Raw genomic sequence first — 25,129 nt, forward strand, 5'->3', positions numbered from 1 at the left:
CGCGTACCGCAGGTCAGGCGGGTCGGGGGAGCAGGGTCGGCGGGTACTCCATGCCGTCGTGGGTGCAGGCGGCGGCTGCCACGCGGGCCGCGTACGCCGCCGCGTCGGCCAGCGTCGCGCCCCGCAGGCGGGCGGCGATCAGGCCCGCCGCGAAGGCGTCACCGGCGCCGTTGGTGTCGACGACCGGCGCGGGCGGCGCGGTGGCGGGCACCCGGGTCGGCGCGCCGCCGGCCGGGTGCACGTCGGCGCCGTCGCCGCCACGGGTGACCACGACCGTCCGGGGCGCCAGGCCCGCGGCCACCGCCTTGGCGTCGTCGCCCAACCGGACCCCGCTGACGAAGACCAGGTCGGCGGCCTCCGCGAACGGCCGGTGGTACGGGTTCGCGCCGTCCCAGTCGTGCAGGTCGGTGGAGAGCGCGACACCCTCGGCGAGCGCGGCCCGGACCGCGGGCAGCACGTCCCGGGCCCAGTCCATGATCGAGACGTGGACGTGCGCCGCGCCCCGGACCAGCGCGGCCAGCTCCTCCGACGGGAACGGCGCCGGTCCCGACCACGGCCGGGGGTCGTAGAGCGAACTGCGCCGCCCCGCCGGGTCGACCAGGTTCACCGACCGTCGCGTACCGGCGGGGGCGTCGGCCAGCACCGCCCGTACGCCGGTCCGTGCCAGCGCCGCCCGCACCACCTCCCCGGCCGGGTCGGCGCCGAGCACGTCCACCACCGTCACGCGCAGGCCGAGCGCGTGCGCGGCGAGCGCGACGCCCGCCCCGGTGTTGCCGATGCGCAGGTCGATCGGTTCGACGGTGAAGGAGTCGGCGGCGGGCAGCGGGAGCGCCGGGACGCGGACCCGCACGTCCACCCCGAGGCCCCCGATCACGAGCAGGTCGTCCACGGCGGCGACGATAGCCGGTGCGGGCCGCCTATCCTGGGCCCGGGCGTCGACGAGGGGGAGCGCGTGCTGGTCATCCACGGGTCGTGGCGGCCCGGCACCGGGCTCGCCGTGTGGGCCGAGGACAGCGCGCTCCCACCCCAGGCCCCGCGCCGCCCCGGCCGGGCACCCCGGGAGCGCCCGCACCCGTTCGCCGCCGACCACGCCGTGCTCGCCGCCGCCCTGGCCGAGGTGGCCGAGCCGACCGCGCTCGGGACGGCCCTGCTCACGTTGCCCACCCGCGCCGGCTCGCCGCTCGACTCGCCGGAACTGGTCCGCACCGAGCCGGTCGAGCCGGTCCGCGGGCCGGTCACCCTGGCCGGGTGGCGGGTTCCCGTCCTGGCGTACGCACCGGACGCCGCCCTGCCCCTGCTGCGCCGGGTCGCCGAGGTGGCCGTGCCTGGCGCGACCCTGCGCCACCTCGCCGAGCTGGCCGCCTTCGCCACCGACCTGGCGGCGCGTGGCCGAGTCCTGCCCGGCGTCCTGCCGCTGGCCGGGGCCGGAGTGGCCGGGCGACGCGACGAGGAACCGGCCCGGGCCCGCGGTGCGGAGCGGCGCCGGCTGACGGTCCGGGATGCGATGCCGTCGACCGGGTCGGAGGCGGTGGACCGGACCGGCACGGACGCGAACGCCGGGCAGCCGACCAAGCCGGGTGATCGTGCCGTCAACGCGCGGGCCGTGTGGCGGCCCCTGCTGACCGGCACGGACGCCGCCTGGGCCCGCTCCCTCGCGCTGGCGCTGCCGCCGGCCGCCCGGGCCGCCGTCGAGGTCCAGCTCGATCCACTCGATGCCGCCGCCATCGCGGGGTCCGGCCCGGCGGGACGCCGCGATGCCGCTGCCATGGTCGAGGCGGGCCGTGGCGGCGGCATCGCCGGCCGAGGTGACGTCGGCTCCGGCCCCGGGCGGGACGGTACCGGGTCGGACCCGGGGGAGCTGGTCGCCGACGCGCTCGACGGGCTCACCGACGCCGCCGTGCGGGCCGCGCTCGCCGACACCGCGCTCGCCAAGGGCGTACGCCGGCTCGGCGCGGTGCCGGCGTGGCTGGCCGCGCTCACCGGCCCGCACCGCGACTTCGCCGCCGACCCGGCGGCCCTGGAGACGCTCCGCGGCGAGCTGGACGCCTGGCAGCGCGACGCTGCGGGCGGTGCCGTCCGGGCCAGTTTCCGCCTGATCGAGCCGCTACTCGACGAGATCACCGAGCCGGTCACCGTGGTGCCGGCCGACACCTCGGCCCACACCCCGATCGACGGGCTCTGGCGGGTCGAGTTCGGCCTCCAGGCCGCCGACGAGCCGAGCCTGCACGTCGACGCCGGGCGGATCTGGCACGAGCCGGAGACCGTCACCGGGCTGGACGCTCCGCAGGAGACGCTGCTGGCGGAACTGGGTCGGGCCAGCCGGCTCTGGCCGGAGCTGGACGCGGCGCTGCGGACCGCCACGCCAGAGGCGCTGGTGCTGGACGTGGAGGGCGCGCACCGGTTCCTCCGGGAGGGTGCTCCCGTGCTGCACGCGGCCGGGTTCGCGGTCCTGCTGCCGTCGTGGTGGCAGCGCCCGTCGTCCCGGCTCGGCGCCCGCCTCCAGGCGCGCAGCCGGACCGCCCCGGGCACCGTCGCCGGGGCCGGCGGCGGTGTCGGGCTGGACGCCCTGGTGGACTACCGGTGGGAGGTGGCGCTCGGCGACCACCCGCTGACCGCCGACGAACTGGCGTCCCTCGCGGCACTGAAGACCCCGCTGGTGCGCCTGCGCGGCCGGTGGGTCGAGCTGGACCCGAAGCGTCTCGCCGCCGGCCTGCGGCTGCTCCGCTCGGCCGGCGAGCTGACCGTCGGCGACCTGCTGCGCCTCGGCCTGTCCGACGCCGACGGGGACGCGCTGCCCGTACTGGAGGTGAGCGCCGACGGCGCGCTGGGCGACCTGCTCGCCGGCACGGTGGAGCGGCGGCTCACCCCGCTGGACGCGCCGCCGTCGTTCCGGGGCACGCTGCGCCCGTACCAGCGGCGGGGGCTGGCCTGGCTGTCCTTCCTCCAGTCACTGGGCCTGGGCGGGGTGCTGGCCGACGACATGGGCCTCGGCAAGACCGTCCAACTGCTCGCCCTGCTGGCGGGCGACCCGCCGGACGCCGGCCCGACCCTGCTGGTCTGTCCGATGTCGCTGGTCGGCAACTGGCAGCGGGAGGCGGCGAAGTTCACCCCAGGCCTGCGGGTCCACGTCCACCACGGCGCCGAGCGGGCCCGGGGGGACGCGTTCGCCGACGCCGTGCACGCGGCGGACCTGGTCCTCACCACCTACACCGTGGCCGCCCGCGACGCGGTGGACCTGGCCGGCGTCGACTGGCACCGGCTGGTGGTGGACGAGGCGCAGGCCATCAAGAACGCCTCCACCCGGCAGGCCGAGGCGGTCCGCGCGCTGCCGGCGCGACACCGGATCGCCGTCACCGGCACCCCGGTGGAGAACCGGCTCGCCGACCTCTGGTCGATCATGCAGTTCGCCAACCCGGGGCTGCTCGGCCCCGCGGCGACCTTCAAGAAGCGGTACGCCGAGCCGATCGAGCGGCACGGTGACGCCGAGGCGGCCGAGCGGCTGCGCCGGATCACCGGTCCGTTCGTGCTGCGCCGGCTCAAGACCGACTCGTCGATCATCTCCGACCTGCCGGAGAAGCTGGAGATGGAGGTCGTCTGCAACCTGACCGCCGAGCAGGCCGCCCTCTACCGGGCGGTGGTCGACGACATGATGGCGCGGATCGAGTCGAGCGACGGCATCGAGCGCCGGGGTCTCGTGCTGGCCGCCATGACCCGGCTCAAGCAGGTCTGCAACCACCCGGCGCACCTGCTGCGCGACGGCTCGGCCCTGGACGGCCGCTCCGGCAAGCTGGCCCGGCTGGACGAGATCCTCGACGAGGTGCTCGCCGCGGGTGAGAAGGCCCTCCTCTTCACCCAGTACGCGGAGTTCGGCGGCATGCTGCGCGCCCACCTGTCGGCCCGCTTCGGCCGGGAGACGCTGTTCCTGCACGGCGGTGTCGGCAAGGCCGACCGGGACGCGATGGTGACCCGGTTCCAGTCCCCGGACGGGCCGGCGCTGTTCGTCCTGTCGCTCAAGGCCGGCGGCACCGGGCTCACCCTCACCGCCGCCAACCACGTCGTGCACGTCGACCGCTGGTGGAACCCGGCGGTGGAGGACCAGGCCACCGACCGGGCGTTCCGCATCGGCCAGCGCCGGCGCGTCCAGGTCCGCAAGTTCGTCTGCGCGGGCACGGTGGAGGAGAAGGTCGCGGCGCTGATCGCCGACAAGCGTCGCCTCGCCGAGAAGGTCGTCGGCACCGGCGAGCAGTGGGTCACCGAGCTGTCCACGGCCCAGCTGCGCGACCTGTTCCGTCTGGAGGCCGGGGCGGTGGTCGAGTGAGCCCGCGAGCCGGTGGTGGCACGACCGATCGGGACGGTGCCGAGCGGCGGGACGGCGTCCCAGGGCGGTTCGCCGACTACGGGCCGCCCCGCAAGGTCGAGGGTGGACTGCGGGCGCGCAGCACCCGGGGCGCGATCGGCCGGTCCTGGTGGTCCCGGCGGTTCCTGGAGGTGCTGGAGTCGTTCGCCCTCGGCACCCGCCTCACCCGGGGCCGGTCGTACGCGCGCGCCGGCCAGGTGCTCCGCCTCGACGTGGCGCCCGGCGAGGTGACGGCCGTGGTGCAGGGCTCCCGCCCCCGGCCGTACGACGTGCGCATCGCGCTGCCGGCCTTCCCGCCCGCGCTCTGGGAACGGGTGGAGGACGACCTGGCGGCGCAGGCGTTCTTCAGCGCCCGCCTGCTCGCCGGGGACCTGCCCGCCGAGCTGGAGGAGCTGTTCGCCGCGGCCGGCGCGCCGCTGTTCCCGGCCACCATCGGTGAGCTGAGCCAGCGGTGCAACTGCCCCGACGCCGCCGTCCCCTGCAAGCACCTCGCGGCGACCTTCTACCTGCTCGCCGAGGCCTTCGACGCCGACCCGTTCCAGCTGCTGCACTGGCGGGGCCGGAGCCGGGACGAGCTGCTCGACCGGCTGCGGGTCCTGCGCGGTACCGCCGCCGCCCCACTCCCGGCGGTGCGGTCCACCTCGGACGGCGCTGCCCGTACCACTGTGGACGTCCCCCCGGTCGGCACCGCGCGGGCGGTCACCGGCCTGCCACCGGCGCCGCTGGCCGAGGCGGTGGACCGGTTCTGGTCCCCGCCGGTGCCGCTGCCCGACCGGCCGCCCACCCTGGCGACCGGGCCGGACCTGCTGCTCCGACAGCTCGGCGCGCCCGCTCCCGCCATCGGCGGGCCGGGGCTGGTGGAACGGCTGCGCCGGGCGTACCGGCGGCTCGGCGACTGAGCGGCTGTCGGGAAGTACGGCGTCGCCCGCGGCGTCACAGCCAGCGGCGGCGGAAACGCCACATGACCGCGGCGTTGGCCACCAGGACCACCGCGCAGATCACGCCGGCCAGCCGTCCGGCCAGTACGGTCGTCGCCGGGAGCGCCGCCCAGAGAACGATGGTCAACAACATCAGCCACCGGCCACGACGGCCCCGCGCGCGGTTGTCGAGCCGGGCGAAGAAAGCCGGGTCGGTCTCCCGGAGGTGCCGGGTGATCTGCTCGAACCTGCGCTGATCCTCTTTGCTGAGCATGTGCCTTCCCCTCACGCGTTCAGCAGCGGTTCGGCGGCATACCCGCTGGGGCGGCGGCTCACGCTCCGCTGCTCCTGCCTCTTTGCGATTCCGGGCGTCACCGCGTGGGATTCGCACGGGCCCGCCGCGCGGGACAGCCGGGCGCAGTGCGCGGGGGGCGGATCCCTGGCCCCTTCAGGACAGGCTTATCCGGACCTTAAGTTTGCCTGTGCCGTTGAACGGCGCGATCAGCGCCGCGTGGGCCGAAAACGTTACGCGCGTGCCCGGACCGGCCACGTCGGCCCTGCTCCGGGCGATCTGTCCGGTGCCGGCCCGCGACGGGGGCGCCGGAAGGGCGATGAGGGCCGTCTTAAGTGCCGGTTCGGGGCCTTCCGACGCTGCTTGAAGGCCTCTCACCCCTTGGCTACCTTCCCGTAGCAACCCCCTCAGGCATTCGCCGCCGCACCCGCATCCTGCCCGGTCACGGCCGTTGCGGCGCAGCAGAAACGGATTGGTACATGGCCGACCAGAATGTGCCACCACGTCGACCGTGGGACGACCGCGGATGGGACGGGCGCCCCCACCCCGAGGCGTACCGCGACCCGTACGCGCCCACCCCGTACGCCTACGACACCCCCCAGTCGCCCGCCCCGCAGGGCCCCCAGTGGGTCGGTCCGAACGGCTTCGGACCGTCCACCACCCCGGCCCGCATCCCCGGCGGCAGGCTGTCCAACCTGGACGATGACGGCGAGCCCGGCCGCAAGGTGGGCCGCCGCAAGGCGCTCGCCGCGCTCGGCGGCACCGCCGCGGTGGTCGCCGGCGGCGCCGCGCTGGCGATGACGCCCCAGGTCCGGGGCCTCTTCGGTGACGACGTGGTGGCCGGTGACGCCACCGGCACCCAGGTGACCGACGGGACCGCCGCCCGGCCCAGCGGCCAGCAGCCGAGCACCGTGCGCACCTACACCGAGCAGAACGAGAGCTACATGGGCTCGCGTGCCGGTGCGGCGCTGAAGAAGAACAACCCGGCCGGCGGCCGGACGTTCTCCGGGCCGGCGGCCGCCGCCGCGGAGACCCCGGTGACCGTCAAGACGGTCCTCGCCAAGGACCCGATCCTGCACCTGGCCCGGCGGGCCACCTTCGGCGTGACCCCGAAGGTCCTCGCCGACATCAAGGAGCGGGGCATCGACGGCTGGCTGCGCTGGCAGCTCGACCCGGAAAAGATCGCGCCGACGAAGGCCGAGCTCAAGCTCGCCGAGCTGCCCACCCTCAAGCTCGGCACCGACCAGTTGCGCGCGCAGCGCGACCAGCTCAACGAGCGGGGCGCCCAGCCCGAGCGGGAGCTGGTCGACGCCACCATCGCCCGGCAGATCTGGTCGGACCGCCAGCTGTACGAGGTGATGGTCGACTTCTGGAACGACTTCCTGCACGTCGCGGCCGACTTCGACGGCGGCGAGGTGTACCGGAACTCGTTCGACCGGGACGTGGTCCGGGCGCACGCCCTGGGCAGCTACCCGGACATGCTGCTCGCCGCGAACAGGCACCCCGCGCTGCTGCTCTACCTCAACCAGAACGACTCCCGCGCCGAAGCGGTCAACGAGAATCTCGCCCGGGAGAACCTGGAGCTGTACTCGGTCGGCGTCGACGGCGGCTACACCGAGAAGGACGTCCGGCAGGCGGCCCTGCTCCAGACCGGACGCGGCGTCGCCGACGGCCGGTACGTCTTCCGCCCGGAGCGGCACTACGTCGGCAAGGTGAAGATCCTCGGCTTCACCCACGCCAACAACTCGAAGGACCCGAAGAAGGCCGAGGCGGCGATCGACGCGTACCTGACGTACATCGCCCTGCACCCCTCGACGGCGAAGTACGTGGCGCAGAGTCTCGCCACCCGGTTCGTCTCGGACACGCCGCCGAAGTCTCTCGTGGACCGGCTGGCGAAGACGTACCTGACCAACAAGGGCATGGTCAAGCCGCTGCTGATGACCCTGTTCAGCTCCTCCGAGTTCTGGGCCGCGGTGGGGCAGAAGGTACGCCGCCCGATGGAGTACCTCGTCGCCACGTACCGCGCGCTCGGCGTCTCGCCGGAGGCCTCGCCCGGCCACGACAACGGCGACAACCGGCGCACCCCGTTCGGGCGCGGCCTGCGGCAGATCCAGGAAACGATGCGCGAGCTGGGCCAGTACCCGATGGGCCAGCCCACCCCGGACGGCTACCCGGATGTCTACGTCGCCTGGACGTCGGCCGGCACGATGGTCAACGGCTGGAACGAGGCCGGTGAGCTCGTCGCCGCCCGCCGCACCGTCTTCACGTACCGGAAGCCGGAGAAGCTGGTGGCCCGGCCGCCGGCGACCGCCGGGGCGTACGTGGACGCGCTCGCCCAGCGGCTGGTCGGCCAGAAGCTGAGCGCCAAGGAGAAGTCGTTGATCCTCGGCATCGCCGGCCGGTCGGCCGGTGCCCGGGTGGACGCGACGTTCAACGGGGCCGTCACCGCCATCGCGCGGGCGATCCTCGCTTCCCCCCAGCACCACCTCAGGTGAGGCCTCCGATGGAGAAGACTGTGTACTCGTACCCCCTGCACCCCGACTGCCCCGACGTGCGGCGGCTGGCCGACAACCCGGCCGAGGCGTTGCTGCGGGCGGAGGCCGACGTCGTCGCCGCCGAGAACGCCGCCGAGCGGGACCGCTACCGCCGGCTGGAGGAGCTGGAGGAGGCCCAGCAGGACGGCCGCGGCGTCACCCGCCGGACCTTCGTGGCCGGCGCCGCCGCCACCGCCACCGCCCTCGCCACCGCCCAGTTCGTCACCACGTCGGCGTCCTTCGCCGCGACGAAGACCGGCACCCTGATCCACGTCTTCCTCTACGGCGGGCTGGACGGGCTGAGCCTGGTCGCCCCGGCCGACGACCCGGTGCTCGCCAGAGCCCGCCCGGACCTGCTGCTCGCCGACGACTCGCTGGCCGTCGGCCGCGGCTTCAAGCTGACCAGCGCGTTCAAGCCGCTGGAACCGTGGCTGCGCTCGGGCAACCTCGGTTTCATCCCCGGCGTCTCCGACGAGCGGCTGTCCCGCAGCCACTTCCAGGCCGCGGACGCCTGCAACCTCGGTGGCCTGCCCGGTGAGACCGGCGGCCGGGGCTGGCTGGACAGCCTGGTCGACGCGCTCGGCAAGGGCACCGCGTTCCGCAGCGTCGGCATCGGCAGCACGCTGCCCCGCTCGCTGGTCGGCACCAACGGCGCGCTGTCGCTGAACAGCGTCGGCTCGTTGCGGCTCAACGGCGAGGAGAAGTACCGGGCGGCCACCGAGAAGGCCATCCGGGGCCTGTTCACCGGGATCAACCACCCGGTCCAGGAGGCGGTCCAGGACGGCCTTGGCGCCCTGGCCACCGCGCAGAAGCTCGCCGCGAAGCCGTACCAGCCGGCCGAGGGCGTCGAGTACCGGGGCGTCGGGTACGCCTTCCAGCAGCTCGCCCAGCTCATCAAGGGCGGCGCCAACGTCCGGGTCGCCACCGTCGGGATGGGCGGCTACGACACCCACGAGAACCAGGGCAGCCGCGAGGGCGGCCAGCTGTACCGGCGGCTGAACGAGCTGGCCTCGGCGATGGCCGCGTTCTTCACCGACCTCGGCGACCGGGCCGCCGACGTCACGGTCATGGTGTCCAGCGAGTTCGGCCGGCGGGTCGCCTCCAACAGCGGCGGCACCGACCACGGGCACGGCGGCGTCGTCACCGTCCTGTCCGGCCGCCGGCTCGCCGGCTCCCTGCTCGGCACGTGGAACGGGTTGAACGAACTCGACTCCGGTGACGTACCCGAGTACAACAACATGTTCAACGTCTACGGGTCCGTGGCGCAGGGCCGGTTCGGTCTCACCAACGCGGAGGTGGCGAAGATCTTCCCGCGGATGAAGTACGCCCCGGTGAAGCTGTACGCGTGACGTACCCCCGTACCCACGCCGCCGGCCGTCGGGCCGGGACGACCGCGTCCCGGCCCGGCGGCCGGTCGACTGCCGGCGTACGCCCCCGGGTGCCGTCGCGGTGCGGACCCGGCGGCCGGCGGGTGCTGGCCGTGCTGCTCGTGCTCGGCCTGCTCGCCGGCGTGCTGCCCTGGTGGCTGGACACCCCCGCCGGCTCCCTGCGGAACACCGCGGCGACCCTCACCGCCGCCGGCCGGATCACCGGCCTCGTCGCCGGCTACCTGCTGCTCGTGCAGGTGCTGATGATGAGCCGCCTGCCGGTCCTGGAACGCTGGATCGGCGGCGAGCAGATCGCCCGCTGGCACCGTGACCTCGGCGCCACCCTGCTGGTCGCGGTGCTCGCGCACGCGGCACTGATCCTCGTCGGGTACGCCGACCTGGAGGACAACCCGCTCCTCACCGAGGCGGGCGTGCTGCTGCGCGACTACGAGGACATGGTGTCCGCGTTCACCGCCGCCGGTGTGCTGGTGCTGATCGGCTTCACCAGCGTCCGCGCGATCCGGCGGGTGCTGCCGTACGAGCTGTGGCACGCCCTGCACCTGTCGAGCTACCTCGCGCTGCTGCTCGGCTTCGGCCACCAGTTCAGCAACGGGGCCCAGCTCTTCCGGCCCGGCCCGGTCCGCACCCTGTGGATCGCCATGTACGTCGTGGTCGTCGCGGCCCTGATCTGGGGTCGGGTGGTCGCGCCGCTGGCGTTCAACCTGCGGCACCGGCTGCGGGTGGCCGACGTGGTCGCGGAGAGCCCGGACACGATCTCCATCTACCTGACCGGGGAGCGGCTGGGCGAGCTGGACCTGCTCGGCGGCCAGTTCTTCCGCTGGCGGTTCGTCACCCGCGGCTGCTGGTGGCAGTCGCACCCGTTCTCCGTCTCGGCCGCCGCCAACGACCGCTGGTTGCGCCTCACCGTCAAGGTGGTCGGCGCGTACACAGCGGACCTGCGCGACCTCGACCCCGGCACCCGCGTGTGGGCGGAGGGGCCGTCCGGCACGTTCACCGCCGCTCACCGGACCGGCGACCGCGTGCTGCTGATCGCCGGCGGCAGCGGGATCACCCCGATCCGGGCGATGCTCGAGGAGCTGCCGCCCGGCTCGGCCCTGGTCTACCGGGCCCGCACCCCGGCCGACGTGCTGCTGCACCGGGAACTGGACTGGCTCGCCCAGGCCCGGGACGTGCGGATCTGGTACGTCATCGGCTCCCGGAACGACCCCGGCCCCCGTCAGGTGCTCACTCCCGAGGGGCTGCGCGGGCTGGTCCCTGACCTCGTGCGCCGGGACGTCTACCTGTGCGGGCCGCCCGGCCTGGTCGCGCAGTCGCTGGCCGTGCTGCGCCAGGCCGGCGTGCCGCGCCGCCAGGTCCACCTCGCCACCTTCGAGCTGTAGGAAGGGCTTCCCCATGCGCCGCGCCCTGCTCGCGATCACCGGCCTGGCCGCCAGCACCACCGCGATGGTGGTGCTGAAGAGCGGCCCGGGCGCCAGCCAGGTCGCCCAGGAGCTGCCCGCCGAGGGGCAGCCGGTCGCGCCCGCCCCCGCCGGGCCGACCCCGGCCGGCCGAGACGCCGTCGCGCCGGAGGCGTCGGCGTCGGGCGCCGCCTCGCCCCGGCCCAGCCGCAGCGCCACCCGCACCCCCGCGACGCGCCCCGATGCGGGCCCGACCTCCGGTGCGCGGGTGCCGTCCGCCCCTCGGACGAGCAGCACGGCCGCCCGGCCGACCACGCGGACCGTGACCGGGCCGGTGGTGGAGAACGAGTACGGCAACGTGCAGGTCCAGATCACCCTCTCCGGCTCGCGCATCGTCGACGCGGTGACGCTGGAGCTGCCGGAGGAGACGGCCCAGTCGGACCAGCGCAGCCAGCAGGTGAACGACCGGTACAGCGGCACGTCGGGGCTGGTGGTGCAGCAGCAGGGCGCGGACCTCGACACCGTGTCCGGGGCGACCGCGACCAGCGACTCGTATCGCCAGTCGCTGCAGGCCGCGATCGACCGGGCGACCTAGGGCCTGTGTCGAAGTCACAGCCCGGCCGCGCCGGACCCAGACGACGACCGGCGGCGTTGGAGATTGGTCCGGATACAACACCGGTATCCGGACCAATCTCCGCCTTGCCGGACCGCCGCCTGGGCCTCGTCGCGGCTCGCGCCGGGACTTCGACACAGGCCCTGGTGCCGGCGTCGCTGACCCGGCCCGGCCTGCGCCGGGTCGAGCAGGTCATGGGTACGGCGATCAGCCTCGACCTCGCCGACGACCTGCCCCGCACCGAGATGGACGGGCTGGCCGACGAGGTCTTCCGCTGGCTACGGGAGGTGGACGCCCGGTTCAGCACGTACCGCGCCGACAGCGAGGTCCGCCGCTTCGACCGGGGCGAGCTGCTGCTGTCGGAGGCGTCGGCGGACCTGCGGCTCGTGCTGGAGCGCTGCGCCGACCTGTGGGGCGCCACCGACGGGTTCTTCGACGCGTACGCCACCGGCGGCCTGGACCCGTCCGGGTACGTCAAGGGCTGGGCCGCCCAGGTCGCCTCGGACCGGCTGCTCGCCGCCGGCTCGGCCAACCACTGCCTCAACGCCGGCGGCGACGTGCGGGTCCGGGGGTTGTCCGCCTCCGGCCGGCCGTGGCGGATCGGCGTCCGGCACCCGTGGGACCCGATGGCCACCTGCCTGGTGCTCACCGGCTCCGACCTGGCCGTCGCCACCTCCGGTGTCTACGAGCGCGGCCACCACGTGCTCGACCCGCGCCGGGGCGCCCCGCCCCGGGGACTGCGGTCGGTCACCGTGGTCGGCACCGACCTGGGGCTCGCGGACGCGTACGCCACCGCGGCCGTCGCCATGGGCGCCGCCGGCGTCGGCTGGCTCGACCGGCTGGCCGGTCACCGGCACGCGATCGTCACCGACGACGGCCGCCTGCTGCACTCGACGGACCTGCCGCTCGCCGACTGACGCCCGCCCCGCGTTCAGCGGGCCGGGCGGTGGGTGCCGGCGGGCCGGGAGCCCGCCGGGCGGGGCCGGCCGGGCCGGGAGCCCGCCGGACGGGTGCCGGCCCAGCGGTACCGGGGACGGTGGTGGCGCGGCGGCTCGGCGCCGCCGCCCGGCTCGCGTGTCGTGTCGTCGGTCGACATGCAACCCCCGCTCGTGGCGCGTCCGCGCCGTCACGGAGTTCAACGAGCCGGACCGTCCCGACGACGCTGCCCGTTCGCGGGGCTCACCCGGCAGGCTGGTCGGCGCCGCGCGTCACCGGCCCCGGCGGGGCAGCGGCAGGTGACCGGGGAGCAGCTCGGCGATGAGCGTGACCCCGCTCGCCTGTAACTCCCCGATCAGCGTGTTCTGCAACAGGTACGAGTCGGGCAGCTGCCAGCGCGCCTGTTCCGGGGCGACCACCCAGCGGACGGCGCCCTCGGGCAGGCGGGTCGGGGGCGCCGGAATCCACGAGCCCGGCCCGTGCCGGACGACGTGGAAGCAGTGGTCGAGTTCGGGCCGCAGCGGGTCGCCGGGGCGTACCAGGAACATCCAGCGCCCGGTGGGGGTGGCCAGCACCGGCCCGCGGACGGCCGCACCCGCCGGATGGTTCTCCATGGCCGCCAGCACCTGGCGGCCCAGGTGCGCCGGCACCTCCAGCACGTCGAACGCCCGGCCGGTGGGGAGCAGCACCCCGTGCGGGCGGGTACGCCACCAGGTCGCCACCCGGGCAGGGTCGGCGCTCGCGGCGTGCTCCCAGTCCTCCAGGGCCGGGTGGCAGCCGACGGTGGGGCAGCCGGCCCGGCCGCACACGAAGCGGCTGCGGGCCAGGCACGCGCCGGGTGTCACGTCCCAGCCGTGCAGCGCGTAGCGTACGGCCACCCGGCGCAGCCGCACCCGCTCCAGAGGCGACAGTTGAACGACGCGCGGTCCGACATTCCCCCACATGTTTGCCATCCCCCTTTGTCGGACCCGGCCGGTGCCCAGGTCGTACGTCGAGCACCGTCACTGCCGTAACCCGCGGTCGTTGAGTTGACGAACGGCTGATGCAACTTGCACGAAAACTAAGAGGATCGGCCGTACGGCTGACGCACACGCTGTGCGACCAGCGAAAACCTGAACACGTGAAGCGTCGCGCCCGAGGAGACCCCCGGCCACCGGCCGGAGTGGACGGCACAGGGGAGGGATGGGGAGATGGACGAGTTACCCATAGGGCGGCGGGTGGCCTACTGGCGGGGGCGGCGCAAGATGTCGCAGCAGGTCTTCGCGGACCGGCTGGGCAAGTCGAAGAGCTGGGTGGACAAGGTCGAGCGCGGGGTGCGCCGGCTGGACAAGTTCTCGGTGCTGTACGAGATCGCCGACATCCTCCAGGTCGACGTGCAGCTGCTGCTCGGCAAGGACCCGGAGCGGCGTACCGACGCGTTGAACTGCATCGACCAGGTCGAGGTCCAGGAGATCCGGGCGGCCCTGGAACGGTACGACTCGATGAGCGCGTACTTCGATGCGGCGCCGTACCCGCCGCCGTTGACGGACATGCGCAAGGCCGTCACCCACGCCTGGCTGACCTACCAGTACGGGCGCTACGGGATGCTCACCCGCGCGCTGCCGAAGCTGCTGCGCGACGCACAGGCCGCCGACGCCGGCTTCGGCGGGGACGACGCCCGGGAGGCGGCCCACCTGCTCGGGCAGGTCTACCAGATCGCCTCCTCGGTCCTGCGCAAGCTGGGGGAGTGCGACCTGGCCTGGCTGGCCGCCGACCGGTCGATGGCGGTCGCCCAGCGGGCCGACGACCCGCTGCTGGCGGGCATCGCCACCACCCGGGTCTGCAACGCGCTCGTGGCGATGGGCCGGCCCCGTCCGGCCCTGGAGCTGAACGTCACGATCGCGAACCGGCTGGCCCCGGGCGGCGGCAACGAGGCCTCGCCGGAGCGCCTGTCGGTGTACGGCATGCTGCTGCTCCAGGGCGCGATGGCCGCCTCCCGGATCGGCGACTCCGCCACCGTGGACGACCTGCTGTGCGGTGCCGAGGAGGCGGCCACCCTGCTGGGCGGCGACCAGAACCACTACTGGACGTCGTTCGGTCCGACCAATGTGGAGCTGCACCGTTCCGCGGCGGCGGTGGAGCTGGGTGACGGCGGCCGGGCGGTGGAGATCCACCAGCAGCGCATCCCGGAGCCGGCCTTCAACGGGCTGCTCCCCGAACGCCGGGCCCACCACCTGCTCGACATCGCGCGGGGCTTCGCGCAGGTCGGCGATGTGGCGAACGCCGGTGAGATGCTGCTGCGTGGCGACCGGCTGGCCCCGTCGGAGATCCGCTGCCGTCCGATCGCCCACGAGGTGATGTCGGACATCCTTCGTCGCACACGTGGTGCGCCGCCTTCTCCGATCGCGGAGTTGGCTGAGCACATGGGAGTAGGGGTATGAGCGCGGAGCCGGTCTGATGGCCGGCCCGCACCAGAACGAGCGCCGTGAGGTGCTCTACGTCATCGTCTGCGGCTCGCCGCTGGCGGGGCACGTCGGCCGGCTCGTCGAGCTGGCCCAGCAGGACGGGTGGGACGTCTGCGTGGTCACCACGCCGGACGGCGCGAAGTTCATCGACCGGCCGGCGCTGGCCCGCCAGACCGGGCACCCGGTGCGTACGCACTACAAGAACCCGGGCGACCCGGACGTCCTGCCCCCGGCCGACGCGATGGTCGTCTGCCCGGCGACGGTGAACACGGTCAACAAGTGGGTGGCCGGCATCGCCGACACCCTGGCCCTCGGGCTGCTCGTCGAGGCACAGGGACTGGGGGTGCCGCTGGTGGCGGTGCCGTACACGAATGCGGCGATGGCCGCCCACCCGGCGTTCCGGGCCGGCCTCGGCCGGCTGGCCGAGTGGGGCGTCACCGTGCTCTTCGGCGACCACGTCTTCCCGCTGCACCCGCCGGGCTCCGGCGAGCGACACCTGCACACCTTCCCCTGGGAGGCGGCGGTGGCCGCGCTGCGGGACCGGTCACCGGCGGCCTCCGCCGCCTGAGCCACGGCGGTCGACCGCCGCGACGCCGCCGGCACGGGGACGATCACCAGGACCGGTGCCGGCGGCGGCATGACGGGTTGCGTCCGGGTGGCGAGGCGCCCCGTCGCCGCCCGCGCCGGTAAGCTGGCCCGCCGTGAGCACTCCCGCACTCCCGCCGACCGTCGCCGACGTGGTGGCCGAGCTGGAGCTGCGCTACCCGCCGGCCTGGGCCGAGGAGTGGGACCGCGTCGGGCTGGTGCTCGGCGAGCCGTGCGCGCCGGTCCGCCGGGTGCTCTGCGTCGTGGACGTGGTGCCGGAGACGGTCGCCGAGGCGGTCGAGGCCGGGGTAGACATGATCGTCGCCCACCACCCGCTGCTGCTGCGCGGGGTGTCGTCGGTCGCTCCGACCACGTACAAGGGGCGGATCGTCCACCGGCTGATCAAGGCGGACGTCGCGCTCTACGTGGCGCACACCAACGCGGACGTGGCCGACCCGGGCGTCTCCGACGCGCTCGCCGCCCGGTTCGGGCTGACCGGGCTGCGCCCGCTGCACCGGCCCGCCCCGGGCTCGCCCGCGCACGGCGCCGGCCGGGGGATCGGCCGGATCGGCGAGCTGCCCGAGCCGATGACCCTCGCCGAGCTGACCCGGCACGCCGCCGCCGTGCTGCCCGCCACCACCTGGGGCGTCCGGGCGGCCGGCGACCCGGGGCGCAGCGTGCGTACGCTCGCCGTGAGCGGCGGTTCCGGCGACAGCTTCCTCACCGACGCGGCCGCCGCCGGGGTGGACGCCTTCCTCACCGCCGACCTGCGGCACCATCCCGCCGGTGAGCACCTGGCCACCGGCGGGCCCGCCCTGCTGGACGCCGCCCACTGGGCGACCGAACGACCCTGGCTGGACGACCTGGCCGCCCTCCTGAGGGAGGCGACCGGCGTTCAGACGCTGGTGTCCGACCTGGACACCGACCCGTGGACCGTACACGCCGCCCCGCCCGCGGCGGACGACAAGGAGCCCGACCGTGAAGGCTGACCCGAACGTCCAGCGCCGCCTGCTCGACCTGGCGGCGATCGACACCGCCCTCGCCCAACTCGCCCACCGCCGCCGGGCGCTGCCCGAGCGGGCCGAGCTGGAGGCCCTCGCCCGGGAGCTGTCCGCGCTGGAGGACGAGCGCGTCCGCGCCCAGGTGGCCGTCGACGACCTGGACCGGGACATCGCCCGGCTGGAGAAGGACATCGACCAGGTCCGCGCCCGCAAGAGCAAGGACGAGGACCGGCTCGCCGCCGGCACCGGCCCGGCTCGGGAGCTGGAGGCACTCCAGCACGAGCTGGCCTCGCTCAACCGCCGTCAGGGCGACCTGGAGGACGCCGAGCTGGAGCTGATGGAGCAGCGGGAGACCGCGCAGGGCGTCCTGGAGGGCGTCGAGAAGCGGATCGCGGAGGCGCGGGAGAAGCGGGCCGCCGTCGAGCAGCGCCGCGACGAGACCCTGGCCGAGATCGGCAAGGACGAGGAGTTCAAGCGGGGCGCGCGGCAGCCGCTCGCCGCCGACCTCCCGGCCGACCTGGTCGCGCTCTACGACCGGATCCGCGAGGACACCGGGCTCGGCGCGGCCCTGCTCACCGCCGGGCGGTGCGGCGGGTGCCGGCTGGAGCTGTCCGGTGCCGACCTGGGCCGGATCCGCAAGGCGGACCCGGACGAGGTGGTGCGCTGCGAGGAGTGCCGCCGGATCATGGTCCGCACCAACGAGTCCGGTCTGTAACCGATGGCGCCGCGCGTGGTGCTCGTCGAGGCCGACGGCGGGTCCCGGGGAAACCCCGGCCCGGCCGGGTACGGTGCGGTCGTCCGCGACCCGGACACCGGCGAGGTGTTGGCCGAACGCTCCGAGGCGATCGGCACCGCGACCAACAACGTCGCCGAGTACCGGGGCCTGATCGCCGGCCTGGAGGCCGCCGCCGAGCTGGGCGCCGGCGAGGTCGACATCCGGATGGACTCCAAGCTCGTGGTCGAGCAGATGTGCGGCCGCTGGCAGATCAAGCATCCCGGCCTGCGCCCCCTGGCCGCCCAGGCGGCCGGGCTGGTCGGCCGGTTCGCCGCCGTCCGGTTCAGCTGGATCCCCCGTGAGCGCAACCGGCACGCCGACGCGCTGGCCAACGCCGCGATGGACGCCGCCGCCGGTGCCCCGACGCGCCCCGCCCGCGCCCCGGAACCTCCGCGCGAAGTCGCCGCGCCCGACTCGCCGGCCCGGGCGGCGGCCCGCGAGGCGGCGGCGCGCGCGGCCACCGCGAGGACCACCGGCACCGACCCGGCCACCGCTCCCGCCTCCTGGGAGCCGCGGCCCAGCTTCACCGCCACCCGCCTGATCCTGGTCCGGCACGGCGAGACCGAGTACACCGAGCAGCGCCGCTACTCCGGCCGCGGCGACGTGCCGCTGTCCGCGCGCGGCCGGGCCCAGGTCATGGCCACGGCCGCCCGGGTGGCCGCGCTGGCCCCGTCCGTCGCGGCCGTGGTCAGCTCTCCCCTGAGCCGGTGTACGCGGACCGCCGAGGCCATCGCCGAAGCCCTCGGGGGCCTTCCGGTACGCCTCGACGACGACCTCATCGAGTGCGACTTCGGCGCGTGGGAGGGGCGGACCTTCGCCGAGGTGCGGGAGCGCTGGGCGGGGGAGATGGACGCCTGGCTCGCCTCCACCAACGTCGCGCCGCCGGACGGCGAGTCGTTCGCCCAGGTCGCCGCGCGCAGCCGCCGTGCGGTCGACGGGCTGCGAGAGGCGTACCGGGGGGAGACCGTCGTGGTGGTCTCCCACGTCTCGCCGATCAAGCTGATCCTGCGCGACGCGTTGGGGGCCGGCGACACCCTGCTGCACCGGCTGTTCCTCGACGCCGCCGGCATCTCGATGGTGGACCTGTGGCCGGACGGCGGTGTCGCCGTCCGCACGGTCAACGAGACCGCCCACCTCCCGGCCGACTGAGTCAGCCGGCCAGGAACCGTTCCACGGTCGCCGCGAACGCCGCCGGTTCGTCGACGAACGGGAAGTGGCTGGACCTCGGCAGGGTCACCAGCTCGGCCTTCGGCAGCAGCCCGGCCAGCTGGCGGGCCGCCTCCGGGGTGGGTGCGCCGTCCAGCGCACCGGCCACGACCAGGGTCGGCACCGCCACGTCGGCCAGCGCCGCGCGCAGCGCGTCGCGGTCGACGTCGACCCCGGCGTAGAAGCCACGGGCCGCCGCCGGAGCGATCCCGTGCTCCGCGGCGGCGGCGTGGGCGCGGGCGCGCTCGGTCCACTCGCCGTACCAGAACGGGGAGGCGGCCAGCCGCAGCGGGGCGATCTCCGCGTCGTCCGCGCCGCGCTTGAGTGCGTCGCCCCAGGCGTCCATCGCCGCCGTCGCCTCCGCGTACCAGGGCTCCCCGGCCCGGTTGGCGTACGCCTCCGCCATGCCGACCGGGGTTGTCAGCAGCAGGCGCAGGCTCGGCGTGACCAGCACCAGCCGGTCGAGCCGGTGCGCGTACCGGGCGGCGTACAGCTGCGCGAGACTGGCGCCGGCCGAGTGCGCGAGCAGGTCCATCCGGTCGAACCCCAGGTGGGCGCGGAACGCCTCGACGTCGTCGACGAGCCGGTCGCAGCGGTAGCTGGCCGGGTCCGCCGGGACGGCCGAGTCGCCGCTGCCCCGGCTGTCGAGCAGCAGCAGGGTCCGCGTGGCGGACAGGCCGCCGAGGTCGCCCAGGTAGCGCGACGCCTGGGCCGGGCCACCGGCGAGGCAGACCAGCGGCGGGCCGTCGCCGAGTCGGTGGTAGGCGAGCGTGGTGCCGTCGTACGACGGGAAGGTCGGCATCGGGGCATCGTGCCAGATCCACATTCCGACCGGTGGCCCGCCGTTCGGCGCAGCGGATCCGCCGTTCGGCGCAGGCCGGTTCCTTGATCGAACGTGACAGCGCTCACACAGCCGTAGCCTCCGGCCGTCACATGCCGAACCACGACCACCGGAGGTGTGCCAGATGGCCGCACCCGAACCGGAGACGCGGGCCACCGCGACGACCCGGGCGAAGGACAAGAGTCCCTGGAACTGGCTGCTTTTCGTACCTATTCTCGTGCCGCTGATCCCGGCCTTCTTCAACGCCGACTCCCCCCGGATCTTCGGCTTTCCGCGCTTCTACTGGCTCCAGCTCGCCTACATCCTGCTCGGCGTCGCGACCACCACGGTCGTGTACCAGATGACGAAGAAGCGGGGTGACCGCTGATGTGGGAGGACCACCTCACCGAGATCATCATCTTCACGGCGCTGTTCCTGCTGGTCAGCGGGATCGGGTTCGTGGCGGCGCGCTGGCGCGCGCCGAAGGACATGGCCCACCTCGACGAGTGGGGACTGGGCGGGCGGAACTTCGGCGGCTGGATCACCTGGTTCCTGGTCGGCGGTGACCTCTACACCGCGTACACCTTCGTGGCGGTCCCGGCGCTGGTGTTCGGCGCGGGCGCGATGGGCTTCTTCGCGGTGCCGTACACCATCGTGATCTACCCGCTGGTCTTCCTGGTGCTCTGCCGCCTCTGGTCGGTGTCGCACCGGCACGGCTTCGTCACCCCGGCCGACTTCGTCCGCAGCCGGTTCAACTCCCCGGCGTTGGCGCTGCTGGTGGCGATCACCGGCATCGTCGCCACGATGCCGTACATCGCGCTGCAACTGGTCGGCATCGAGGCGGTGCTCAAGACCATGGGCGTCACCGGCGACAGCGCGCTGGCCCGGCACCTGCCGATCATCATCGCCTTCGCGATCCTGGCCGCGTACACGTACCAGTCCGGGCTGCGCGCGCCGGCGCTGATCGCGTTCGTCAAGGACACGCTGATCTACATCGTCATCCTGGTGGCGGTGATCTGGCTGCCGTACAAGCTGGGCGGCTGGGGTTCGATCTTCGACGCGGCGGACGCCAAGTTCCAGGCCTCGCCGAACCCGAACGACGGCATCCTGCTGAACGCGAACAACCAGCTCCAGTACGTCACCCTGGCGTTCGGCTCGGCGCTGGCGCTGTTCCTCTACCCGCACAGCCTCACCGGTGTGCTGGCCAGCCGGAACCGGGACGTGATCAAGCGGAACATGTCCGCGTTGCCCGCGTACAGCCTGCTGCTGGGGCTCATCGCGCTGCTCGGCTTCATGGCCATCTCGGCCGGCGTGAAGCCCCTGCCCGGTGCCACCGAGGGCAGCGTGGACAACAACACGGTCGTGCCCGTCCTGTTCGACCAGCAGTTCCCGGACTGGTTCGCCGGCGTCGCGTACGCGGCCATCGGCATCGGCGCGCTGGTGCCGGCGGCGATCATGTCCATCGCGGCGGCGAACCTGTTCACCCGCAACATCTACAAGGAGTACCTGAAGCGGGACGCCAGCCCGGCGCAGGAGGCGAACGTCTCGAAGATCACCTCGCTGGTGGTCAAGGTCGGGGCGGTCGCGTGCATCGTCTTCCTCGACCCGCAGTTCTCCATCGACCTCCAGCTCATCGGCGGCGTGATCATCCTCCAGACGCTGCCGGCGGTGGCGCTCGGTCTCTACACCCGCTGGTTCCACCGGGGTGCGCTGATCGCCGGCTGGGTGTTCGGCATGGGGCTGGGCATGTGGATGCTCTACCAGGTGTCCAGCCCGACCCGGAAGCACTTCGGCGGCTCCGCGTTCCCGCTGGAGAAGTTCGGCTTCGACACCAAGATGACCATCTACGTCGGTTTCGTGGCGGTACTGGTCAACCTGGCGGTCGCGGCGCTGCTGACGCTGGCGCTGCGGGCCGCGAAGGTGCATGACGGCGGCGACAGCACCACGCCGGACGACTACTTCGCCGACGAGGGTGACCCGCGGGTCACCCCGGGCGAGCGGCGCGGCGCCGACGCGGCCCCGGAGCCCGTCGCCTGAGGTGAAGGAGGGGCCCCTTGTTAACGCCTCGCGTGGTACAAGGGGCCCCTCTTAACGTCCGTGCGCGGCGGCGCACCGGCGGCTCGCGTTTCGGGTACGCGGGGGAGCGTCCGTGCCGGGGGCGCGGTCAGCGCACCGCGCGCCAGAGCAGGTAGAGCCCGATGACCGTGCCGAACCCGACGATCACGGTTTTGAGCACCACCGACGGCAGCCGGCGGACCAGCCGGGCGCCCGCGTACCCCCCGACTAGCGTGGCCGGCGCGACCAGCGCCACCGCCGCCCAGTTCACCGGCCCGAACAGCGCGAACACCACCAGCGTGGTGAGCCCCACCACCGCGGAGAGCAGGTTCTTGATCGCGCCGACCCGGGCCAGCGTCGCGTCCAGCACCAGCGCCAGGCCCGCGACCAGCATCACCCCGAGCGCCGCGCCGAAGTAGCCGCCGTACACCGCGCCGACCGCGACCATGGCCTGCACCGAAACGGTACGGCGGCGCGGCGACAGGTCACGCGGGTGCCCGACCAACCGGCGCAGCGGGTCCTGGAAGGCCAGCACCGCCGTGGCGCCGAGCACCAGGAAGGGTACGACCAGCTCGAAGGCCCGTGCCGGCGTGGCCAGCAGCAGCGCCGCCCCGGCGACCGTGCCGAGGACCGTGGTGGGCACCAGGGTGGCCAGCGCGCGCCCGCGCGGCAGGTCCTGGTGGCTGCCGGCGACGCTCGCCACGTACCCGGGGAAGACCGCGACCGAGTTGCTCACGTTCGCCGGGATCGGCGGCAGCCCGGCTGCGATCATCGCCGGGAAGGTGATGAGCGAACCGCCGCCGGCCACCGCGTTCACCGTGCCCGCGGCCAGACCGGCGGCGACGAGCAGCGCGGCGTCGGAGAAGTCCATGAGCTGCGAGGCTAGTACGACCCGCGGTGACCGGCACCGGGCCGGCCGCGCCACTCCCGGGCCAGGATGGCGTAGATCACCTCGTCGGTCCACTCGCCCCGGATGATCTCGTTCTCCCGCAGGTGCGCCTCGCGGCGCATGCCCAGCCGCTCCAGCAAACGGGCGGACGCGGTGTTGCGGGCGTCGATCCGGCCGGTGATCCGGTGCAGGCCGGCCTGGTCGAAGCCGAGCGTGAGCATCCCGGCGGCGGCCTCACCGGCGTACCCGTGACCCCGGTGGTCCGGGGCCAGCATGTAGCCGACCTCGCCCTGCCGGTGCTCGGGTCGCGTCCAGATCAGGACCACGTCCCCGACGATCTGGCCGGTCTCCCGGAGGACGATCGCCAGCTGGATGGAGTCCCCCGCGTCGCTCAGGGTGGTCCGCTTCTGGCGCCGGGCCAGCACCGCGCGGCTGCCCTCCAGGTCCGTCGGCCCCCCGATGTCGACGTAGCGGTGCAGCTCGGGATCGGAGAAGTACGCGTGCAAGCTCTCCAGGTCCGACGCGGTGAAGGGCCGCAGGTCCAGGCGTTCGGTGCGGATCGGGAACGACGGCGTCAGCATCCGCGCAGGGTACGCCCCGGCCTCGACGGGCGAGCCACCGATTTTCGGCAGCCGTCCGACCCGCCGTTCGGGAAACCACAGCTGCTCGGTATACCGCCCGTATACTTCGGCCGTGGACACCACGATCAAGGTCGACGCCCTCGTGCGGGATCGCCTGGCGGTACTGGCTCGGGAGCGCGGACTGACGATGCGGGACCTGGTGGCAGAGCTTGCCCGGGCGGTCCCCACCGCTGAGGAACTCCGTGAGCGTGCGTCCCAGGCCGAGGAGTACGTCCGGCGTCACCTCGCGCCTCACCTGTCGGAGTCGGATCTTGCGGTGGCTGCGGACACCTGGACCGCGATCGAGGCAGGAGACGCTCCCGAGGCGCTGCCGACGTCGACGCCACGGCGGGTGGCGTGAGGTCGGCCGGAGCCGTCCTCGACCACTCGGCGCTGCTGGCGCTCGGAGCGGGCAACCCGGCGCTCTCCGCGCTCGTCGTAGAGGCCCACAACGCGGTGGGACGGCACGTCTACGTCCCGGCGCTCTGCCTGGCCGCAGCCTCGTTCGCTCGTCCCGCCCTCGGGGAGCATGTCGGCGCGCTGCCAGCGCTGGAGGTCGTGGAGCTGACGCTCACCTCAGCCCTCGCGGTGGGTCGACTACTGCGGCAGGGTATGGACTGGCAGTGCGCCCACGCCGCCGCGCTGGGTCGTCCCGACCCGGAGTGGCCTCGCGGGCGCGTCGTGCTCACGGAGACCCCCAAGGCGTATGCGGGATCGGGCGTCGTGACGATGCGCGTGACCTGACGACGACCGCCGGGGCGGAAATGGGGACGGTCCTCGCGTCGTTAGGATGAGGGAGCGACGGACGAGTCGACCGGGCGGTCGCGTCGGCGGGCTGCGGCCCGCCGCCGAGGAACGTCCGGACTCCACAGGGCAGGGTGGTTGCTAACGGCAACCCGGGGTGACCCGCGGGACAGTGCCACAGAAAACAGACCGCCGGCCCCATACGGGACGGTAAGGGTGAAACGGTGGGGTAAGAGCCCACCAGCACCCCGGGTGACCGGGGTGGCTCGGTAAACCCCACCCGGAGCAAGGCCAAGAAAGGACCCTCACCGCGAGGTGACGGTCCGCGCAGACGTTCGAGGGCGGCCCGCCCGATGTCTGCGGGTAGGCCGCTGGAGCCTGTCGGTGACGGCAGGCCGAGATGGATGACCGCCGCCGGCGCGGACCTTCGGGTACGCGCCGCGCACAGAATCCGGCGTACAGGTCGACTCGTCCGTCGCCCACCAGGTCGCAGCCTCGATCAAGGCTGCGACCTGGTCGTATGTCAGGCTGTCTATGGGTGTTGGTGGTCATCATTGGTCCGCGTTCGACGCCCTGGAGACGCCCTGACGCCCTGGAGACGCCCTGATCTTGGACCGAGCCCGCTGTAGCGGGTAGCTGTGCAGCCAAGCTGGGCGACTGTCAGCTTGGGAATTGTCGATCTCCGCCAGGCCACCGGCTTGGCGGCCTGGTCTCGGCAGTCTCTCGTGGCCTCGGCTGGCCCCTGTTGTCCTCGCCCAATGGCACGCTAATGGCACGCCGAGTGCCCGCCGTAACCGCCAGCCGGAAGTGATCGTCGACCCCCACCCTGAAAAGATCAAGACTAGTGTCGGCCGGCGTCAGCGACCGTCGTTGACCTGCTCGCGGCCGGTGACGTTCTCGGCGACGTGTGGAGTGAGCTGGTGGATCGGTAGGGTGACGAGATGGAGAGAGAAGCCATCTACCTCCTGTGGGCGTTCATCCTCGCGGGAAGCCTCTCGCTGTGGCTGTACCTGAGCTTTCGTCATGGGGCTGAACGTCCGTCGCAACGTCGGGCAGCGACGTTCTTCATCAAGTCGGGCATCCGCCACCTCCCCGTGATGCTGTTGGTCGGCGCCGCCTTCTGGTACTCGATCGCCGTGGCAGCACTGAGCACGTTCCTTCCGGAAGGTCCACTCCAGACCGTCGCCATGGCCGCGGGGCTCCTGCTGGTCCTGACCACCGGAGTATTGGCCCTCGTGTGGGCATACCGGCCCCCACGCCGGGTGCTTCCCGAGTGGTATCGGGCCGAGTTGGACCGTGCACCGAAGCCACACGGGGGGAAGCTGTCCCGGGCCTGGAACGCCGCCATGATGTGGATCGGCGTCACATGCCTCGCCGGCGCCTACGCAGCCTATCGACTGGACGCCCCCTGGTTCCTGATCGGCGTGGCCGCTGTCGTCGGGGCCGGCTTCTTCGCCGGCTACGTCGTCCGTGACTAGCAGGGCTGTCAGTCTGCCCCCATCCCCTGGATAGGTGCCAAGACTGCGGCGCCCGGTTGGGGTCAAGGGTGGCCGTAG

22 protein-coding genes, 1 other RNA gene and 2 pseudogenes are annotated in these 25,129 nt (G+C 73.8%); 19 read left to right on the forward strand and 6 right to left on the reverse strand.

What is annotated here, in order from left to right; all coding sequences use genetic code 11:
* Positions 1-13: 13 nt before the first annotated feature.
* Positions 14-889: a carbohydrate kinase family protein gene (locus ACTMS0_RS06700; protein ID WP_441154223.1), complete on the reverse strand. Its 876-nt coding sequence runs from the start codon at positions 887-889 to the stop codon at positions 14-16.
* A 63-nt stretch (positions 890-952) separates the two neighbouring features.
* Here ACTMS0_RS06700 and ACTMS0_RS06705 point away from each other — a divergent pair.
* The 3 genes and pseudogenes from ACTMS0_RS06705 to ACTMS0_RS06715 form a co-directional block, all read left to right on the forward strand.
* A pseudogene (locus ACTMS0_RS06705) lies at positions 953-1,694 on the forward strand (ATP-dependent helicase); the annotation flags it as partial.
* 152 nt (positions 1,695-1,846) lie between these two features.
* Positions 1,847-4,318, forward strand: a pseudogene (locus ACTMS0_RS06710) (DEAD/DEAH box helicase); the annotation flags it as partial.
* Positions 4,315-5,256, forward strand: coding sequence for an SWIM zinc finger family protein (locus ACTMS0_RS06715; protein WP_441154224.1), 942 nt, complete (start codon positions 4,315-4,317; stop codon positions 5,254-5,256). The pseudogene ACTMS0_RS06710 and the gene ACTMS0_RS06715, both read left to right, overlap by 4 nt.
* Positions 5,257-5,290: 34 nt before the next feature.
* On the opposite strand, the gene ACTMS0_RS06720 is transcribed toward ACTMS0_RS06715, so the two are convergent.
* Complete coding sequence (locus ACTMS0_RS06720; RefSeq protein WP_441154225.1) at positions 5,291-5,548, reverse strand: DUF3040 domain-containing protein; 258 nt, start codon at positions 5,546-5,548, stop codon at positions 5,291-5,293.
* Between the two features lie 497 nt (positions 5,549-6,045).
* Between ACTMS0_RS06720 and ACTMS0_RS06725 the strand changes: the two genes are divergently transcribed.
* The 5 genes from ACTMS0_RS06725 (at position 6,046) to ACTMS0_RS06745 (ending at position 12,415) form a co-directional block, all read left to right on the forward strand.
* A complete protein-coding gene (locus ACTMS0_RS06725; protein WP_441154226.1) occupies positions 6,046-8,061 on the forward strand; it encodes a DUF1800 domain-containing protein in 2,016 nt (671 codons plus the stop codon).
* 8 nt (positions 8,062-8,069) lie between these two features.
* Positions 8,070-9,449, forward strand: a complete 1,380-nt coding sequence (locus ACTMS0_RS06730) for a DUF1501 domain-containing protein (RefSeq protein ID WP_441154227.1) — start codon at positions 8,070-8,072, stop codon at positions 9,447-9,449.
* A complete protein-coding gene (locus ACTMS0_RS06735) occupies positions 9,446-10,867 on the forward strand; it encodes a ferredoxin reductase family protein (protein ID WP_441154228.1) in 1,422 nt (473 codons plus the stop codon). The genes ACTMS0_RS06730 and ACTMS0_RS06735 overlap by 4 nt, the downstream gene beginning before the upstream one ends.
* Positions 10,868-10,880: 13 nt before the next feature.
* Positions 10,881-11,480, forward strand: a complete 600-nt coding sequence (locus ACTMS0_RS06740; protein WP_441154229.1) for an FMN-binding protein — start codon at positions 10,881-10,883, stop codon at positions 11,478-11,480.
* Between the two features lie 212 nt (positions 11,481-11,692).
* The gene (locus ACTMS0_RS06745) at positions 11,693-12,415 is read left to right on the forward strand and encodes an FAD:protein FMN transferase (RefSeq protein WP_441154671.1); all 723 of its coding nucleotides are present in this window, start codon (positions 11,693-11,695) and stop codon (positions 12,413-12,415) included.
* A 291-nt stretch (positions 12,416-12,706) separates the two neighbouring features.
* Here ACTMS0_RS06745 and ACTMS0_RS06750 read toward each other — a convergent pair whose 3' ends face one another.
* A complete protein-coding gene (locus ACTMS0_RS06750) occupies positions 12,707-13,387 on the reverse strand; it encodes a bifunctional DNA primase/polymerase (RefSeq protein ID WP_441154230.1) in 681 nt (226 codons plus the stop codon).
* 237 nt (positions 13,388-13,624) lie between these two features.
* Between ACTMS0_RS06750 and ACTMS0_RS06755 the strand changes: the two genes are divergently transcribed.
* From ACTMS0_RS06755 to ACTMS0_RS06775, 5 genes are all read left to right on the forward strand, one after another.
* Positions 13,625-14,854 carry a helix-turn-helix domain-containing protein gene (locus tag ACTMS0_RS06755; protein WP_441154231.1) on the forward strand — a complete coding sequence of 410 codons (1,230 nt, stop codon included), beginning with the start codon at positions 13,625-13,627 and terminating at the stop codon, positions 14,852-14,854.
* A 16-nt stretch (positions 14,855-14,870) separates the two neighbouring features.
* Complete coding sequence (locus tag ACTMS0_RS06760) at positions 14,871-15,446, forward strand: flavoprotein (protein ID WP_441154232.1); 576 nt, start codon at positions 14,871-14,873, stop codon at positions 15,444-15,446.
* Positions 15,447-15,615: 169 nt separating this feature from the next.
* Positions 15,616-16,452, forward strand: a complete 837-nt coding sequence (locus tag ACTMS0_RS06765) for a Nif3-like dinuclear metal center hexameric protein (RefSeq protein WP_441154672.1) — start codon at positions 15,616-15,618, stop codon at positions 16,450-16,452.
* A complete protein-coding gene (locus ACTMS0_RS06770; protein WP_441154233.1) occupies positions 16,442-17,179 on the forward strand; it encodes a zinc ribbon domain-containing protein in 738 nt (245 codons plus the stop codon). The genes ACTMS0_RS06765 and ACTMS0_RS06770 overlap by 11 nt, the downstream gene beginning before the upstream one ends.
* A gap of 3 nt (positions 17,180-17,182) precedes the next feature.
* Positions 17,183-18,388: a bifunctional RNase H/acid phosphatase gene (locus ACTMS0_RS06775; RefSeq protein WP_441154234.1), complete on the forward strand. Its 1,206-nt coding sequence runs from the start codon at positions 17,183-17,185 to the stop codon at positions 18,386-18,388.
* Position 18,389: 1 nt separating this feature from the next.
* Here the strand turns inward: ACTMS0_RS06775 and ACTMS0_RS06780 are convergent, their stop codons facing one another.
* Positions 18,390-19,247 (reverse strand): alpha/beta fold hydrolase, encoded by an 858-nt coding sequence (locus ACTMS0_RS06780; protein WP_441154235.1) that lies wholly within the window; start codon positions 19,245-19,247, stop codon positions 18,390-18,392.
* Positions 19,248-19,410: 163 nt separating this feature from the next.
* Between ACTMS0_RS06780 and ACTMS0_RS06785 the strand changes: the two genes are divergently transcribed.
* Positions 19,411-19,653 (forward strand): DUF3311 domain-containing protein, encoded by a 243-nt coding sequence (locus ACTMS0_RS06785; RefSeq protein WP_441154236.1) that lies wholly within the window; start codon positions 19,411-19,413, stop codon positions 19,651-19,653.
* Positions 19,653-21,302, forward strand: a complete 1,650-nt coding sequence (gene mctP, locus ACTMS0_RS06790; protein ID WP_441154237.1) for a monocarboxylate uptake permease MctP — start codon at positions 19,653-19,655, stop codon at positions 21,300-21,302. Before ACTMS0_RS06785 ends, mctP begins: the two co-directional genes overlap by 1 nt.
* Positions 21,303-21,429: 127 nt before the next feature.
* Here mctP and ACTMS0_RS06795 read toward each other — a convergent pair whose 3' ends face one another.
* A complete protein-coding gene (locus ACTMS0_RS06795) occupies positions 21,430-22,191 on the reverse strand; it encodes a sulfite exporter TauE/SafE family protein (RefSeq protein WP_441154238.1) in 762 nt (253 codons plus the stop codon).
* 11 nt (positions 22,192-22,202) lie between these two features.
* Positions 22,203-22,790, reverse strand: coding sequence for a GNAT family N-acetyltransferase (locus tag ACTMS0_RS06800; protein ID WP_441154239.1), 588 nt, complete (start codon positions 22,788-22,790; stop codon positions 22,203-22,205).
* Between the two features lie 112 nt (positions 22,791-22,902).
* Between ACTMS0_RS06800 and ACTMS0_RS06805 the strand changes: the two genes are divergently transcribed.
* The 4 genes from ACTMS0_RS06805 to ACTMS0_RS06820 all read left to right on the forward strand — a co-directional run bounded on the left by ACTMS0_RS06805 (position 22,903) and on the right by ACTMS0_RS06820 (position 25,051).
* Positions 22,903-23,190, forward strand: coding sequence for a hypothetical protein (locus tag ACTMS0_RS06805; protein ID WP_441154240.1), 288 nt, complete (start codon positions 22,903-22,905; stop codon positions 23,188-23,190).
* The gene (locus ACTMS0_RS06810) at positions 23,187-23,573 is read left to right on the forward strand and encodes a hypothetical protein (RefSeq protein ID WP_441154241.1); all 387 of its coding nucleotides are present in this window, start codon (positions 23,187-23,189) and stop codon (positions 23,571-23,573) included. The genes ACTMS0_RS06805 and ACTMS0_RS06810 overlap by 4 nt, the downstream gene beginning before the upstream one ends.
* Before the next feature lie 62 nt (positions 23,574-23,635).
* Positions 23,636-24,048: RNase P RNA component class A (rnpB, locus tag ACTMS0_RS06815), an RNA gene on the forward strand.
* A 466-nt stretch (positions 24,049-24,514) separates the two neighbouring features.
* On the forward strand, positions 24,515-25,051 hold the full coding sequence (locus ACTMS0_RS06820; RefSeq protein WP_441154242.1) for a hypothetical protein: 537 nt from the start codon (positions 24,515-24,517) through the stop codon (positions 25,049-25,051).
* Positions 25,052-25,129: the final 78 nt, after the last annotated feature.

Source organism: Micromonospora sp. H33, assembly GCF_052068455.1.
Classification (GTDB): Bacteria; Actinomycetota; Actinomycetes; order Mycobacteriales; family Micromonosporaceae; genus Micromonospora.